Here is a 16,164-nt window from a genome sequence, read left to right as displayed (position 1 = left end):
TCGTAGCGGATACGTTCATTTTTAGCGAACATTTCAAACGATTTAGCAAGAACTTGATTCCACACAAAACGAGCAGAACCTATTGCTTGATTAAGCAATATTTCCTGTTCTTTATTAGGCAAAAGCCTAAATTTATAGTGTTGTAAAATCTTCATTAAATCATTGTTTATAAAGGGATTGTTGTAAATAGATTATAGCAAATTAAAGCACTACAATAAAGATAATATTAGATTATTTATGGCTATCGCCACTCGCTTATATCCCCCACCTGACTGTCGGTGGGGGTCTTACGCTCGATCAAGATAAAAACACCGCTCTCCACAAATAAATGGCTTAAAATATAAAAATGAGACAGACTTTTTCCCATCTGTCTCACATATATTGTTTTTGATAAATGTTGTTTGACTTAGAAGTAAAATGTCACACCGAGTTTATAGGTACGACCTGCACCCAACGTCGCAAAACCACTATTGAATACACCAGCCCAATACTTTTCATCAGTTACATTATCAACATTGGCACGAAAAGTGGTCTCTACACCACCAAGATTAGTTGTGTATTTGGCACCGATATCCAATAATGTATAGTCAGGAAGTTCTAGAGTATTGGTATTGTTGAGATATTGACTATCAACATAATTACCACGAGCATTGATACTTAAACCATCCATTGGGAGTTTATACTCAATACCAAGTCCTGCTGTAAACTCAGGTTGTCCCTCTACTGTTTTACCTACCAATTGAACATTGGTGTTTTTGGTATATTCCACATCAATATAGGCAAGGTTACCCCAAATGATGACATCCTCTGTCATATTACCTGAGAAGCCATATTCGATCCCTTTTGATGTTGTTTCAGCACCATCCGTTGTGATTTGAGTAAAACCCTCAGGATTATCTTTTAACTGTTCAACCATCGTACTTGGTTTTTCGATTTGATAAGCAGCTAAGGTATGTAACCAAGAACCATGTTGGTATTTAGCACCGACTTCATATTGTTTAGTTTGGAATGGTGCAAATGTTTTGCCAAAATTCACATCGCCATTGACTGTTACAGTACTCCCTTGAGATAAACCTTCTACATAGCTTGTGTATAATGATATATCTTCACCCCAAGGTTTTACAACAATAACTAAACTCGGTGATATTTTATCTGCACTATAATTATTCTTTGAATTTGTTGGATTTTTAATATCGATATCTTGATAACGCGCACCTAAAATCAATTGTAGTTTGTCATCAAGTATTGATATTTGATCAGTCAACGAATAACTCATGTAATCATTATCTGCTGTTTGAGAGATTGAAGGTTCAGCAGGCATAAAACCCAAATCAGTGGGGTTATACAGGTTTGTTACAAACTTGGTTTCGCCCGCCTTACTGTGCATATCTGTATCTCTATGCAAATAATCTGCCCTTAAACCCACAACATGTTCAATACTGCCTGTATTAAATGCGCCTTCTAAACCTAAATTTGCAGCTGTATTTCGTTGGTTCATTTTCACATGATAGTACTGCGAATTTGCCTTACCCGCTTCATCTGTGACTACTAGACGAGTCCCAAATAAATGTCCTTGATACTTTTGCTCTGCTGTTGCAACACCTGCAATCACTTTTAGGTTATCGTGTAATTTATATTCTCCAGATAAACCAACGTAGTTTGCAGACTGTTTGCCCCACAAATTAGGTAAATAGTTGCTGCGACCATCTGGAGCATCTAATACTTTTCCCAATGTTGCAAATGAGACCATCGCTGGTGAACCACCTTCACGATTGTCTTTAGTACTATAAGCATCAAAGTTAATTTTTGCTTTATCTGTGGTCCAATCAAGACCTAATACAGCGGAAATAGTTTCATCTTCTAGACCGTCAACAACATGTTCACCTTGGCCATAATTGGCACTGAAACGTGCACCCAATTCTTGATCTTGACCAAATCGACGTGCGACATCAAAGCCAGATTTATAAAATCCTTCTTCTTCAAAATTCGCTGTAACACGAGTAAGTTGTTTATCTGCACGTTTGGTATTTGCCACAACGACACCGCCAACACTCCCTCCTGGCGCCATACCAGCAACTAAAGCATTTGGGCCTTTAAGTACAGTAACAGAGCTAAGAATATCCGTTGATACACGACCTGATGGTGCCATACCATAAGCACCGTTTAAATTAAGATCATCCCAGTTCACATTGAAACCACGAATATTAAAATTTTCATTCAAGTGACCACTATTTGTGGTAGTACGAATACTAGGATCAATTTTTAGCACGTCCATGACTGTGTGTGCATGAGCATCTTGAATTGCTTGATCACTATAATTACGAATCGTAAAGGGTGTATCAAGGACATCTTTTTCACCTAAGATATTAAGTGTGGCTTTCTTTTTTAACTTTCCAGTCACATCAGTTTCTTGTGAATCAGCTTTAACCACAATAGTTGGCAAGACAGTAGAATCATCTGCCAGCGTATAAAATGAAGCTGCTGCCATAGATAAAAATAAAATTGTTCTATTCAAGATGATTCCCCTAACTTAACAAGTGTTGTTTTTACGGTTCCATACTATACAACAACAAATGTTAATAATTCTTATTTATAAAAGATATTGGTTATTGTTTATATCAATGTTAAATCGCTATTTAGTTGAAAAATGCTGTCTTAATTTTAAATAAGTGTAGCGATAAGGTAGTTAAAAAGAGATAATCAGTAAAATACCAATACAACATAAGCATTTGATTTTTTTATAAATTAATCTTTACATCCTCCAAGAATACTAGGAGGACTGAGTTGATAGATTTTTATCTTTTTAATTAATTTATTTAAGGTTTTCTATTTATGAGTGAAGAAATGCTGTAAAGCGTCTTGCACAACAACTTGCCAAACAGCATATGAGTGTCCTCCCGTGTAGGTCTTAAATATTACATCTTGCCCTTTCTCTTTTAAGTCATTTGCGACGATTGGGGAGGTATTTAAAATACTCAGCTCATTATGTGCTCTCGATGTTTCATAACTATTGGCTGAAATAAACCAATGCTGTTTGATCAGAATTTTTTTATTACGAATGATCTGGCTCATGCCATTAGGTTCATCACTATTGTCTTTTTTCCACCAAAATGAACCTGATAATGGAACAACATGGCTGATTTGAGTCGGGTTTTCTAAGGCAAGATGTGCTGCACTCAATCCACCTAAACTTGATCCAAGTAATACGGTTTTATCTGTATCTCTCTCAATTTTCTGATCTAACCACGGTAGAAATTCTTTTTGGAAAAATTGTGAAAAATCGGCATTTGGTGTGAGTTCTTTCGGGCGAATTTGTGCATTAATCGGATCAATGAATACAGCTTGAACTGGTGGCAATTTACCTTGTTCAACTAATATATCTAAGGCTTTAGGGATATTAAGTAAAGTCGCATATTCATTGCCATCAAAGAAAATCGCCGTGATATAACTTTGCTTAGGATTCTTTTTTGCTGACTGATAAATGGTTATTTTGCGTTCATTTTGCAATATATTGCTCTTCAAACTTAAGGTCTTTAAATCTAATGTCCGCTTCGGATATTGAGATGGGTCAATAAACTTCGGAGCTTGATCCAAAATCAATAAGTTTTCATTTCTAAGCCCCGTTATTTGCTGTTCTAGAAAACGCTTTGAATTATATGGGTCAAGTTGAAATGCATCACGTAAAGCCATACGTTGCCCACGAGACTCTTTTAACTCTGTATTTAGATGAGGGCAATAGTGTGATAAGTATCCATCAACATTTTTGATATCGACAGCAAAGCTATAACTACCGATAAAATCATTTTTAACAATCGCTTCCTTAAACCAAATATCCGTATCAGGTATCCGAGTTAACCATTCGTGATCATTGCTGGGGCCACCCACCAAACGTACGTTATGCTTTGCCCCACGCCATAAATAAATGACCCGACTTGTATCTGAATTGATTTTTTCAACAATAGGTGTTTGTGACGTCTTGATACTTTGCCAAAATTTTTCAATGACTTTATTGCGTTGGATTTTAGGTGTAGCTTCTATTAGGTGTAGCTTCTAATTGTTTACTTAAATAACTTAGTAAATCACTTTCAGGTTTTACCTCTTCGCATGGAGAAGCGTAGGTAAATGAATGGTCTTTAAGATTAACGGGATTAGCATAAATAGATGAGTGCAATCCTACTCCCTGACACAATAACATCAACATTAAAATCTTCTTAGCCATTATCGCACCCCATGATTATTTATGAATGGCTGCAATCATAACACCTCAATTAATACAAATGATTATCATTTTTATTTATTTGATTTCTTCTTTAATATTAGCTCTCTATAATTTTGCTTGTGCCACCTCTAAAGCATCTTTAAGAATTTCTGCTTCAACGGTCTTTCGACCGAGCATCTGTTCAAGCTATTTTACTTTTTTTAATAATGAATTGTAGTCTGAAACACTCACGACTTGATCATTGGCTTCCACGGCAGTTACTGCACCATCTTTCATAAGTTTCTTCCATTTAAAACCGCAAACTTGGCATAATTCCATACTATCTAGCAAAGGAAGAAACAGATGATCCTGGTTGCATGGTAATAGCAACAAACTGTACTTTCTCTTGATCTGTATAACATCTACGAAGCTGAACAGATGTAATAACTTTAATACGTTCCATAAGACACTCCTTAACTCTAGTGCTATGCCTAGGTCTTAATTGTGAGTGTCCGTTTTAATTCGGGATTAATACAATTCATAAAAAAATTTCCATCCATTTACAAAAATGATGTCAACACTTTTCAATACTCGATTAGATTAAAAATAAATATATATTCATCAGTATAGATACCCAATAATTCCAACAACAAGCTTTAGGTCAAAATATGTCATCTCATGATTTAGAATTTAAAAATATAGTTGTATTAATTACCGGCGCTGCAAGTGGTTTAGGCGCCGCACTGGCTGAAGTACTCGGCAATCTTGGAGCAAAACTTGTATTAGGTGACTTAAATGCATCAGCACTAGGTCATTTTGTCTCACATTTACAGCAACAAAATATTGCTGTTGTCTCCCTAGCCGGAGATGTTTGCGATGAGGCATATCATCATCAGTTAGTAGACTTAGCAATATCAAACTGGGAGAAGTTAGATATTGCTGTGAATAATGCCGGTATTGCCACAGGCATGAAAGCCTTTACCGAAATTACCTTAGAGGAGTTTGACCATACCTTAAATGTAAATAGTAAGGGGGTCTTTCTGGGTATGAAGGCACAAATTTCGACTATGCTTAAACAACAGTCAGGCAATATCTTGAATGTTTCGTCTGTGGCAGGCTTAAATGCAGCACCTAAATTGGCGGCCTATTCTGCTTCAAAACATGCCGTGATTGGCTTAACAAAAACTGCTGCAATTGAATATGCTAAAAAAAATATTCGTGTTAATGCAATTTGCCCATTTTACACTGCCACTCCCTTAGTCACACAAAGTGAGCTGTCAGATAAAATAGATTTTCTGAATATAGCTTCGCCAATGAAACGCATTGCAGAAACTAAAGAAATTATTAGTGTAATGATGATGTTATGTTCACCACAACATACTTATCTGACGGGACAAGCGATTGCTGTGGATGGTGGCGTTACTGCGCTTTAATGGCATGCATCGAACTCGCTTTGTACAAGGCTTCCCCCAACTGTATAGCTAAATGAGTAGACCCGTCTTCTTGAGTAGTGATCGGCTTTGTTGCACAAACCTATCTGTAAAGGCTTTTTCAGCGATATAATTTTCAAATGAAGAAGCCTACACAAAATCTACCGCACAACCAATTGGCCCGCATATAACCGAGCACTCATGAGTCGCGGAAATATTGCGATTTGGTTTGATCCTGCTACGCAGTGGTATGCTTCATCAAAAGGCAAACAAGGACGAAATCAAACCTACTCCGACGCAGCCATCCAATGCTGTTTAATGATTAAATCCTTATTCCGTCTGTCTTTACGTATGGTCACTGGCTTTGTCCAAAGCCTGATTAAACTTTGTGGATTAAATTGGACAGCGCCAGATTACACCACGCTTTGTAGAAGACAAAAGCATATTGATATTGCAATCAGCTACCAAAAAAGTAGCGATGGGCTGCATCTACTCATGGACTCTACAGGCTTGAAGTTTCTAGGTGAAGGTGAATCGAAACGCAAGAAACATGGACCTGAATATCGTCGCCAATGGCGTAAGCTCCATATTGGTATAGATGCTAAAACCCTTCAAATACGCGCTATTCAGCTGACAACCAATAATTTCAGTGATGCACAGGTACTTGGTGACTTACTCGATCAGATTCCACAAGATGAGCAGATTGACTCCGTTTATACCGATGGGGCTTATGACACCAAGCAATGTCGTCAGGTCATTGCAGATCGGCAAGCGCATGCAGTGATTCCACCCAGAAAAAATGCGAAGCCTTGGAAAGATAAAAAAGTTCATTCTCAGGAGCGAAATGAATTACTTCGAACAGTTAAACGGCTAGGTAGGACATTATGGAAAAAATGGTCAGGCTATCATCGCCGAAGTTTGGTCGAAACCAAGATGCATTGCATTAAATTATTAGGCGATAAATTAATGGCAAGAAGCTTTCCTAGTCAGGTGAATGAAATTCATGCTCGCGCAGCAGTCCTCAACAGATTTACTGAATTAGGTCGGCCACTTACCCAAGTTACGCCTTAAATTTGGCTCAATTAGGGGGCTTTGTATTTCAAATCTTTGTGCAACAAAGCCGTGCACAAGTAAAATTTAATCCTACTGCCCTAAATTCTTGAGTCACGTTATTTAATTTCATTGTGCCAAATCCACGCTGAGAATTTTCATCTAAACAGTCGGTATCTCTAGCCCTTTTAGATACCGACCTTCATATTGACATGCTTTAAGACTCAATAGGTGAGTCTGCTTTCGTCTAAACAACGAAGAAACCATGTGTCGCATCTTTCTTCAATTGATCAACTAAGCCAAACTCCCAATCTAAGTAAGCTTGCATAGCCTCTTTAGAATTGTCTGTACCTTCGTATGGACGCTTGTAACGATCAATTTGTTCGGATAGAAAATTATGCTGTGTAGATAGCTCAAAACCCGCTTTGACCCATGCTGCATTTCCACCTGCCAATACGTAAACTTTTTGTTCAGGTTTTAAATGTGTTTGAATATCTGCCACGGCGTATTGTGCTAATAGACTTGAGCCACAGGTCACCACAATTGCATCTTTGTGAGCAAACTCTGGCTGCTGAATCACCTGCGTGACATCTGCTTTTAATAACCACTGTGCTGTTGGGATATGACCTTTTTTGTAATTGGCAGCGGTAGTAAAATCCCAAATCGCAATATCTTGTTCTGCTAATAATGTTTTTAACTGCTCAGGTGTTAAGAATTGATCAATTGCAATCTGTGGTGTCACGGGTTTCCACGCACCTTGCTCATCGTATAAATCATCACGCTCACCAACTAACACTGAGACATCCCAATTCATTTGCGCAAGCCATGAACCCGTCATGTAGGCACGAGTGTGCAGAGGATCGACCAATACAATACGTGCACCACGTACTGCTGCATAATGATCTGTTTCTTGAACCAGTTGACCACCTGCCACCCAACGGCTATTGGCGATATGACCTTGGATATATTCTTGCTCACTGCGTACATCAAATACATAGGTCGTACGCGCTTTGTCTTCATGCAATACTTCAAGCTGTGCAAAATTAATGATTTTTACGCCGGCCTGTTCAGCAAGCTGTTGTGCATTATGACGAATCTGCTCCACTGATTTAGGCGCTATATCTTGGTAACTACGCGTTTGCCCTTGCTCAAGTTGTTGATTGGCCAAAGTCCAACCAATCGTACCATTACGTAATGCAAAAATTTCATGCGGTAATTTGACATTAATTAACGATTGCGTGCCAATAATACTGCGGGTACGTCCAGCACAATTGACAATAATCTGCGTATTTTCATCTTTAACTAAGCTCGGTGCCCGCAAAGCTAACTCTGCACCTGGTACACTAATCCCAGTTGGAATACTCATGGTGTGGTATTCGTCAAAGCGACGTGCATCTAAAATGACAATGTTGTCATTGGCAGCAATTTTGGCCTGCAGTTCTTCCGCACTGATCGAAGGTGTGCCTTTATGATGTTCAACCCATTCACCGAAGGCTTTGCTGGCAGAGTTGACGTCAATAAATAATTCTCCTCCATCACGCTGCCATGCCTGAATCCCCCCCTCTAAGACTTGAACATTTTCATAGCCATATTCACTCAGCTTTTTACGGGCAGCTTCCACACGGTTAACCACATCGTCATAAATCACCACCAGCGTATCTAAACGTGGAATACGGTTATAAATTTCAATTTCTAAGCGTGACAATGAAATATTGGTGGCAAATAACGGATGATTTTGCGCAAAAATATGTTCTTCGCGTAAATCCACGATTGCAATTTCTTGACCTGCTAGAAGTTGTTCACGAATTTGGTTGTAGGTGATTGTGCTCAATTTTTTTGTCCTTATTTAAATATTTGAATAACCAGAGATAAACGGTTTTGCCGTCCCGTCGGTTTGATAGGTAAAGCGCTCTACTTTGCCAATATTGGCACCATAAATATGCACGCTAATCGATACACGATTATCAAAGGCATTTTCGACCGCATGAATATCGCCTGTTTCAGGGGTAAACCAATCGGTATCGCCTGGTTTTAAATAATCAGGATTGGGTAATTTTTGAAAGCCCTGTTTAGTGCGTGCATAAGCCGTTGAGATCTCTGCCCCTTCTAACACTCCAATCACCCCCCACACCTCATGATTATGAATCGGGGTCTTTTGTCCCGGTCCCCAAACAAAACTCACAATCGAAAAACGTTCCTGTGGATCTAGATAAAGTAGATACTGTTGATAGTACTCAGGATGAGGTTGTTTAAATTCCTCACTTAACCAAGTGCTATGTGTTAATACTTGTTTAAAATTCGGTAAAAAGTTTTGGATCAGCTTTTCACCTTGTAAATTTTGATGCAAGCCTTGTTCAATGGCTCGGATGACCGGTTGTAAAGTCTCTAATTCGCTCATGTTATTGCTCTGTATTTTTGGTTTTAAAGTCCCGATCAAATAAACCGCTGACATCTATTTTTTGATTTAACAGTTGATGCTTGGCATAAAAATCCGCCGTGTCTTGTGAGGTTTTCACTACATCATCTGTAATTGCTGTCCAAGTTGCATTCTTACGCTTGAATGCCAAGGTTGCCGGCTCTTCTGGAATACCAGTAATGCGTGCAAGCTCTTGACCAAAAGACTGATAATTGGCATTGACCCAGGTTTGTGATTGTTCTAAACGATAGACAAAATCTTGAATCGCACGGCGTTTTTCTGGGTTACTGAGCGCTTTTTCTGTACCAGCTAAGAAAGTAAAACCTGAATATAAACCACGCCCATTTTCAATGATTCTAAAGCCATCAATGACTTCAGCATATGCAGTATAGGGATCCCACACTGCCCAGACATCAACAGAGCCATTGGCAACAGCAAGTTTGCCATCTGCAGGTGGTAAAAATTTAAAACTAACATCTTGGGCATTCATACCCGCACGCTCAAGCGCACGCAGCGTAATCAGTTGTCCAATAGAGCCTTTATTGGCCGTCACTGTTTTGCCTTTTAAATCTTGAACCGATTGAATCGGGCTATCCTTCGGCACCAACAATGCAACCGCATAAGGGTCATAGCGATTGACTGCAATAGCTTTAGCATGACCACCGTTTGCATTAGCAAAAATAAAAGGCGCATCACCTAAATAACCAATATCAATTCCTTCTACGTTTAAGGCTTCTGCAACAGGGGCAGCCGCAGGAAACTCATACCAAGAAATTTTATAATCGATCCCATCGAGTAACTTTGACGCCTCTAATTGGGCACGCATATTGCCCTTTTGGTCACCAATTTTAAGTTCAATTTGCTGCGTTGTTGTTTGTTGTTTTTGCTCTATAGTTGCTTTTTGTTCTGCACAGGCGGTCAAAGCAAAGCTTGCTGCCGTGACCACCCCCAACCATACTGTTTTCATCATCGTTTGCTCTTATTCTTTCATCTTATGCAGTTTTTTTAAGCTGATCCCACTCATCCGCTTTACTACGAATCAGTGGCAGCAGTTCTTTCCCATATTCAATGACATCATTCACAGGATCAAAGCCTCGAATTAAAACACTCTGGATGCCAAGCTTGTAATATTCAGTAATTGAAGCAGCGACTTGTTCAGGTGTGCCGACCAAAGCTGTTGAATTATGATTGCCATGCACTAAAGTCGAGATACCTGTCCAAAGATTACTGTCATAAACCTGTTGTGAGGCGAGATTCACCAGACGCTGTGCACCGACACTTTGGGCTTGTTGCTTATCGTGACGTAGTCCTTTACGTTCAATCTTCTCACGCGTCAGACGATAGATCTGTTGTGCTTTTTCCCAAGCTTGCGCTTCAGTATCAGCAATAATTGGACGGAAAGAGATATTAAAATTCAGTGGCTGTGCCCGTGTTACCGTTGCAGCATAGCTTTGAATTGAATGAACTAATTCTTGTGCCCCAGCAAGCGGCTCCCCCCATAAGGCAAAAACATCTGCATGTTCCGCAGCGACTTGTAAAGCCTCTTGTGAAGAACCACCAAAATATACAGGGATCTGTTGCTGTTGTGGTTTGATCTCAGAGAAACCATCCTTAACTTGATAAAACTGACCATCGTATTGAAATGGTGTCTGGCTATACCAAGACAGTTTGACAATATCTAAGAATTCTTTGGTACGTGCATAACGCTGTGCCTTGGTCAGGAAATCCCCATCACGCTGTTGCTCTGGATCACTTCCTCCCGTAATGACATGCATCGCTAAACGCCCACCCAATAAGTGATCAAGCGTGGCGTATTTACGTGCTGCAAGCGTCGGAGCAATGAACCCTGGACGATGTGCCAGTAAAAACTTGAGATTTTTTGTACTCGCGCCAGCATGTGCTGCCACTAAAAAACCATCAGGTTGATCTGACCATTGCCCAATTAAGACACGATCAAAACCAGCCTGCTCATGGGCTTGAGCAAAGCGCGCAATATACTCGGCATCAAACACAGGACCTGTCGCAGGGATAGTTTCAGAATTCAGGCGGTGCCCGATCATACCTAAAATTTGGATTGTCATTTTAATTGTCATCATGCTGAAGAAGCTAAAATGACTGTAATACAATCCACACTATGCGCAAAATGAATATTTATAATAAACTAATATAAAATTAATGCATAAAAAATCAAGAAAGACTTAATTTCTCCTGAAAGCGCTGCATAATCAGTTCAAAAATCTCTATCTGTTGCTCAGTTAATGAATCACGATGTGCGTGATAAACCAACATATCTAAATTCAGCGCTTCTGTGTCAATACAGCTGAGTTCAGACCAATGCGGTTGTTGGTTAACTAACTCTTGCGCAAAAAAACCTGCACCAACGCCTTGTTGAACCAAATCGAGCTGTAGACGTGTGCCCGTGACTTCAACTTTTAAATTCAATTCCTGCTGCTGTTGACTTAATTTTTCTTGCAGAAAATATCGGAAACCACAACCTTCATTGTTCAGCACCCAGCCGAGCTGTTGTAGATCCTGCCATGTGCTCATCCCTGACTTAGCCAAGGTTTTTGCCACCATAGGACGAATGTGTAAAGTTCCCATAATTTTAAGCGGATATTGTTTCGGTAAATCACTTGCTTGTCTGGCATTTGCAATCAAACCGTCTAACTCTGCACTGTGCATTTTATTCAGTAGATCTTTGCCCCAACCACTAGTAATTTCAAGCTCAGTATGCGGAAACTCTTGCTTGAGTTGCCCTAAAATGCTCAATACACCTGATTCCAATAAGCTCTTTGGCAAGCCAATACGTAAGCTTAATTTTTCCTGATTTTGTTGAGCGACAATCTGTTTTAAACTTTTCATCTCTGTGTCAATTACACAGCATTTGTTATAAATTTCACGTCCCTGTGCTGTAAGTTTAAGTGGACGAGTATGTCGATCAAACAATTGTACTGCACAGGCTTGTTCTAAATTTTGGATACGCCGTGTCACTGCGGGCTGGCTAATACCTAATTGATCTGCTGCTAAACTGGTCGATTGTAATTGTACGAAAGTGATAAAAGCTTGAATATCTTCAAATTTCATAAGTTTTTTCCGTGTTGTTTATACACTATATTCGATGATGGCAACGCAAAATATCTTTTATTGTGACCTTGTTAGAAGGTCAGTCTCAAGCCAGACGAGTCATCAGCTCGCTTACAACAATTTTAGCTTCATAGTTTTCTTTGCTATACAACGCTCAAAATTGGCTAAAACTAGTGTTGAATTTCAAACATCATCATACTCAACATAAAACTAAACAGTAAAGATATTTTATTAAAATCAAATATTTATCTATTTAAATTTTAATTTATTCCCCTGATCTGTGTTAAACGAAATTTAACAATCAATTCCAATAAAAGTGAAAACTGCTTTGCAAAATCATTATTCACTTTTTTTATATAATTTTATTATAAATATTCATTTCAAACATAATAAATTCTATCCTAAGTTAGTTAATAGAACAAAATATATTCATTTTTTATTTTTAGGACAGAATCATGATACAGCTCAAACATCTGAATAAAGTCTTCACCCAAAAGGACAGCTCATTCCAAGCTGTATCTGATGTAAGCCTGAATATTCATCAAGGTGATGTCTTTGGCATTATTGGTTTTAGTGGTGCAGGTAAATCTACGCTGCTACGTATGATCAATTTACTGGAACGTCCTGATAGTGGAGAAGTCATCATTAATGGGCAGGCCTTACTGGATTTACCCAAAAAACAATTGCTCACAACACGTAAATCAATTGGCATGATTTTTCAGCATTTTAATTTATTGACCAATCGTACGGCGTTAGAAAATATCGAATTACCGCTAGAATTTGCAGGTGTGTCTAAAGCAGAGCGTAGAAAACGCGCTTTAGCAAGTTTAGAAATCGTAGATTTATTAGAAAAAAAAGAGGCTTATCCAAGTCAACTCAGTGGTGGTCAGAAGCAACGTATTGCGATTGCACGTGCAATTGTCACTCAACCGACAATTCTATTGTGTGATGAACCTACATCCGCTGTTGATCCACAGACCAAAGAATCAATTTTGCATTACTTAAGCAAAATTAATCAAACCCTCGGTATCACCATTGTCATCGTCACCCATGAAATGCAGCTGGTACACAAAATTTGTAACAGGGTTGCGGTCATGGAACAGGGTGAAGTAATTGAAGAATTCGATTTGTCTAAACCGATTCATCAACCGGTCAAGTCCATCATTTCTAAGCTTTTACTAAATGACTTAAATACACAACTCAAAGAGGCAGTCTAATCATGTACGAGAAAATTATTGCTATTTGGCCAGAAATTCAAAATGCCTTAGGTGAAACCTTTTACATGCTGTCCATTACGCTCATTCTTGGGGTGATTTTTGGTGGGATTGTGGGTACGGTTTTATATCTAACGCGTGAAGGTTCGATCTCACATAATAAGTTTTTAAATGCCTTATTAAATACTGTGGTGAACTTTATTCGGTCCTTCCCTTTCCTGATTTTAGCGATTTCAATTGTGCCTTTAACCCGCTTAATTGTTGGCACATCCATTGGTACTACAGCAGCAATTGTGCCAATGACGATTAGCTGTATTCCTTATTTTGCCCGCTTTGTAGAAGCAGCCCTGCTTGAAGTCAATCGTGGGGTCATTGAAGCAGCTGAAGCTATGGGAGCGACCAAATTCCAAATCGTACATAAAGTTTTATTCTCTGAAGCACGTGCGGCGATTGCCAATTCCATCACAATTGTTGCAGTGAGCTATTTTTCATATTCAACCATCGTTGGCATTGTCGGTGGCGGGGGTATTGGTGATTTTGCGATTCGTTATGGTTTCCATCGCTTTGAAACTGACATTCTCATTTTTACGGTCTTTATCATCATCTTAATTGTTCAAGTGATTCAGTTTACAGGGAATTATCTAGTTAAGCGTCTAGATAAACGTATTTAAAAAAATAGAGATAGCAATCAATGAACATAAAATTGAGTCATGCGCCTGTCGCTTATCATCAGCGTCGAGAATTTTTAGATCTGATTGCAGAAGTTAAAGCAGATTTAGCCGCACGGGATGCCCAAGGTGAACAGGCACCTACAACGATTATTGAATATTTAAAAGCACAGAAAATTGGTGCCCTACGCCTGCCTAAGACACACGGCGGTCAAGGTCTAAGCATTGAAGAGTTATTTGCAGTCATTATTGAATTGGGTGCTGCCGACTCAGAAGTGGCGCATATTTTTCACTCGCATTTTCAATTTACTGAAGATGTCCTCAAACATCCTGACCCCAACTACCGTGCACTCTGGTTTGAACGTATTGCTCAAGGTGCCATGATCAGTAATGCCCTCGCCGAACCATCAAGTAACACTGTTGGTAATGGTCAATTGCTGACCCATATCATCAGTCAAGACCAGCAACTCTATTTAGAGGGTAAAAAATACTTCACCACTGGTACTTTGCATGCAGATTATGTATTGGTATGGGCAAAAAGTCATCTTGGGCAGCTCTGTCATGTGGTGGTGCCCACCACGCGTCAAGGGGTCACGATTCAAGATGATTGGTTAGGCATCGGACAACGCTATACAGCGAGTGGTACGACGACTTTTAGTCATGTGCAGATTTATGAGCATGAAATTCGTTGGTCACAGCCTGAAGCACGTGTGAATAAACCTTTCGCGCAGCTTTATATTCAGGCCATTATTGCCGGACAAACCAAAGCGATTGAAGCGCGTGCAGCCGAATTATTACAAAAGCGTAAACGCTCTTTTAGTTACGGTTCGACAGAGGATGCCTCACAAGAACCACTGTTCTTAGAAAAAGTCGGTGAAATTAGTGCACTGGCCTTTTTAATTGAACAAGGAATTTTAAAAGCAGCACGTTCACTCGATCGCGTGCTCGCCGCTCTGAATCAACCTGACTATGAGGTGCAGCTCAAATCCGCTGCCATTGAAACAGCCAAAGTCAAAGTAGCCATTGATCCACTGGCACTCAAAGCTGCCAATTTAATGTTTGAAGTGATTGGTGCGTCTGCAATGGGTAAAGATACCTTGAATGATCGTTACTGGCGCAATATCCGCACATTATCGACTCACAATCCTGTCAGTCTAAAAGCCAAGGTATTGGGCGATATTTTAGTAAATCGTCAAGACGTACCCAATATTGGCTACTTTTAAATTCATCACTTAAATATAAATAAAAAAATAGGAATATTTATGTACGCGCGCGCACTTTATTTCGGTGTTCTATCTACCACACTCGCATTAGGTATCACCGCTTGTTCAAAGCCAGAGCAAAAGACTGCCACTCCAACAGAGACTAAAGTGGTTACATTATTAACACGTGATAATCCGCCGTATCCTCAAGTGGCAGAATATGTACGTGACAAAGTCAAAGCTCAAAATATTGAACTTAAAATCAAGTATGCCAATGATGGGTTAATTCCAAATCGATCAGTCGCTGAAAAAGAAAGTGATTTAAATTACTTCCAGCACAAATACTATATGCAATCCGCGAAAGAGTTAAATGGCTGGGATCTGGTGCCCATTACCTCTACATTCAATGGAATGTTTGGTGCCTATTCACCTAAATATAAAAATCTTCAGGATTTACCTGTTAAAGCCAAAGTTGTTATTCCCTCTGATCCATCCAATGGTGGCCGTGCTTTGAATCTATTGGCACGTGCCAATCTTATTGAACTCAGACCGCATACAGGGGCTAAAACCAGTCTTAAAGATATTACAGCGAATCCAAAACAATTACAGTTCATTGAAGTAGAACATGCATTGGTGCCTGTGAGTTTCAAAGATAATGATTTAGCCATTATGGCGGGGGCTTATACCATCCATGCAGACCTATTGCCTAAACGCGATGCAATTTATTTAGAACAAGATAATAGTGAATATGACAGTGTCTTGGTTGCAAATAGTCAATCTGCTCATCGCCCTGAAGTTGAAGCAGTAAAAGCCGCCTTTATTGCAGCAGATACCCGTGAATTCACCTTAAAAAATTATGCCGACACTGTGACTTGGCCTGAGCGCTAAGCATCTTCACTTGT

14 protein-coding genes and 2 pseudogenes are annotated in these 16,164 nt (G+C 39.3%); 6 read left to right on the top strand and 10 right to left on the bottom strand.

What is annotated here, in order from left to right; all coding sequences use genetic code 11:
• From CYK47_RS13120 to CYK47_RS15735, 5 genes and pseudogenes are all read right to left on the bottom strand, one after another.
• On the bottom strand, window positions 1-155 hold a 155-nt coding region (locus CYK47_RS13120), incomplete at its 3' end, for a helix-turn-helix domain-containing protein (RefSeq protein ID WP_164709201.1).
• Window positions 156-406: 251 nt separating this feature from the next.
• Window positions 407-2,488: a TonB-dependent siderophore receptor gene (locus CYK47_RS13115; RefSeq protein WP_171407330.1), complete on the bottom strand. Its 2,082-nt coding sequence runs from the start codon at window positions 2,486-2,488 to the stop codon at window positions 407-409.
• A gap of 338 nt (window positions 2,489-2,826) precedes the next feature.
• Window positions 2,827-3,885, bottom strand: coding sequence for an alpha/beta hydrolase-fold protein (locus tag CYK47_RS13110; protein ID WP_252150289.1), 1,059 nt, complete (start codon window positions 3,883-3,885; stop codon window positions 2,827-2,829).
• A gap of 136 nt (window positions 3,886-4,021) precedes the next feature.
• Window positions 4,022-4,219 carry a hypothetical protein gene (locus CYK47_RS15740; protein ID WP_252150288.1) on the bottom strand — a complete coding sequence of 66 codons (198 nt, stop codon included), beginning with the start codon at window positions 4,217-4,219 and terminating at the stop codon, window positions 4,022-4,024.
• Between the two features lie 114 nt (window positions 4,220-4,333).
• Window positions 4,334-4,661 (bottom strand): annotated as a pseudogene (locus CYK47_RS15735) (transposase); the annotation flags it as partial.
• A 205-nt stretch (window positions 4,662-4,866) separates the two neighbouring features.
• Here CYK47_RS15735 and CYK47_RS13105 point away from each other — a divergent pair.
• Both CYK47_RS13105 and CYK47_RS13100 read left to right on the top strand, forming a co-directional pair.
• Window positions 4,867-5,631: an SDR family NAD(P)-dependent oxidoreductase gene (locus CYK47_RS13105; RefSeq protein WP_122902267.1), complete on the top strand. Its 765-nt coding sequence runs from the start codon at window positions 4,867-4,869 to the stop codon at window positions 5,629-5,631.
• A gap of 137 nt (window positions 5,632-5,768) precedes the next feature.
• Window positions 5,769-6,699 (top strand): annotated as a pseudogene (locus CYK47_RS13100) (IS5 family transposase).
• Between the two features lie 226 nt (window positions 6,700-6,925).
• Here CYK47_RS13100 and CYK47_RS13095 read toward each other — a convergent pair.
• The 5 genes from CYK47_RS13095 to CYK47_RS13075 all read right to left on the bottom strand — a co-directional run bounded on the left by CYK47_RS13095 (window position 6,926) and on the right by CYK47_RS13075 (window position 12,178).
• On the bottom strand, window positions 6,926-8,509 hold the full coding sequence (locus CYK47_RS13095) for a rhodanese-like domain-containing protein (protein WP_122902266.1): 1,584 nt from the start codon (window positions 8,507-8,509) through the stop codon (window positions 6,926-6,928).
• 15 nt (window positions 8,510-8,524) lie between these two features.
• The gene (locus CYK47_RS13090) at window positions 8,525-9,076 is read right to left on the bottom strand and encodes a cysteine dioxygenase family protein (RefSeq protein WP_122902265.1); all 552 of its coding nucleotides are present in this window, start codon (window positions 9,074-9,076) and stop codon (window positions 8,525-8,527) included.
• Between the two features lies 1 nt (window position 9,077).
• The gene (locus CYK47_RS13085; protein WP_122902264.1) at window positions 9,078-10,064 is read right to left on the bottom strand and encodes an ABC transporter substrate-binding protein; all 987 of its coding nucleotides are present in this window, start codon (window positions 10,062-10,064) and stop codon (window positions 9,078-9,080) included.
• A 22-nt stretch (window positions 10,065-10,086) separates the two neighbouring features.
• Window positions 10,087-11,175 (bottom strand): LLM class flavin-dependent oxidoreductase, encoded by a 1,089-nt coding sequence (locus tag CYK47_RS13080; RefSeq protein ID WP_122902270.1) that lies wholly within the window; start codon window positions 11,173-11,175, stop codon window positions 10,087-10,089.
• 106 nt (window positions 11,176-11,281) lie between these two features.
• Complete coding sequence (locus CYK47_RS13075; RefSeq protein WP_122902263.1) at window positions 11,282-12,178, bottom strand: LysR family transcriptional regulator; 897 nt, start codon at window positions 12,176-12,178, stop codon at window positions 11,282-11,284.
• A gap of 455 nt (window positions 12,179-12,633) precedes the next feature.
• Between CYK47_RS13075 and CYK47_RS13070 the strand changes: the two genes are divergently transcribed.
• From CYK47_RS13070 to CYK47_RS13055, 4 genes are read left to right on the top strand one after another with little or no spacing between them, the layout of a single operon-like run.
• Window positions 12,634-13,395, top strand: coding sequence for a methionine ABC transporter ATP-binding protein (locus tag CYK47_RS13070; protein WP_122902262.1), 762 nt, complete (start codon window positions 12,634-12,636; stop codon window positions 13,393-13,395).
• A gap of 2 nt (window positions 13,396-13,397) precedes the next feature.
• Window positions 13,398-14,063 carry a methionine ABC transporter permease gene (locus CYK47_RS13065; protein WP_122902261.1) on the top strand — a complete coding sequence of 222 codons (666 nt, stop codon included), beginning with the start codon at window positions 13,398-13,400 and terminating at the stop codon, window positions 14,061-14,063.
• Between the two features lie 20 nt (window positions 14,064-14,083).
• Complete coding sequence (locus CYK47_RS13060) at window positions 14,084-15,283, top strand: acyl-CoA dehydrogenase family protein (RefSeq protein ID WP_122902260.1); 1,200 nt, start codon at window positions 14,084-14,086, stop codon at window positions 15,281-15,283.
• Between the two features lie 39 nt (window positions 15,284-15,322).
• Window positions 15,323-16,150 (top strand): MetQ/NlpA family ABC transporter substrate-binding protein, encoded by an 828-nt coding sequence (locus CYK47_RS13055; protein WP_122902259.1) that lies wholly within the window; start codon window positions 15,323-15,325, stop codon window positions 16,148-16,150.
• The last annotated feature ends 14 nt before the right edge of the window (window positions 16,151-16,164 follow it).

Origin of the sequence: Acinetobacter sp. B51(2017), from assembly GCF_003711395.1 — a bacterium.
GTDB lineage: Bacteria > Pseudomonadota > Gammaproteobacteria > Pseudomonadales > Moraxellaceae > Acinetobacter.
This window is presented reverse-complemented; position numbering and strand designations above follow the sequence as displayed.